Origin of the sequence: Saezia sanguinis, from assembly GCF_003991585.1 — a bacterium.
GTDB lineage: Bacteria > Pseudomonadota > Gammaproteobacteria > Burkholderiales > Burkholderiaceae_C > Saezia > Saezia sanguinis.
Window position 1 is genome coordinate 1 of the sequence record NZ_PQSP01000051.1, and the last position, 277, is coordinate 277.

1 protein-coding gene is annotated in these 277 nt (G+C 67.5%); it reads right to left on the bottom strand.

Going from position 1 to position 277, the window contains the following annotated elements; all coding sequences use genetic code 11:
- A partial coding sequence (locus CUZ56_RS14940) for a 4Fe-4S dicluster domain-containing protein (protein ID WP_126981201.1) occupies positions 1–223 on the bottom strand: 223 nt, incomplete at its 3' end.
- Between the last annotated feature and the right edge of the window lie 54 nt (positions 224–277).

Genomic DNA, 277 nt, shown 5'->3' on the forward strand with positions numbered 1-277 from the left:
GTGCCGGTACCGGCTGGGCGAGAATCGGGCGGGGCCGCGACTGCCGGTAGAAATCGGCGTTGATCTCGATGAACGGCTTCTGTTCCTCGGTCAGTTTCTTCGACGAGGTGATGGCGTCCACCGGGCAGGCCGAGGCGCAGGCGCCGCAGTCCACGCAGGCGGCCGGGTCGACGTAGAGCATCTCGGCGGTCCGGAAATCCGGTTCGTCGGGGGTCGGGTGGATGCAGTTGACCGGGCAGGCGTAGACGCAGGAGGCGTCGCTACAGCAGGACTGGGT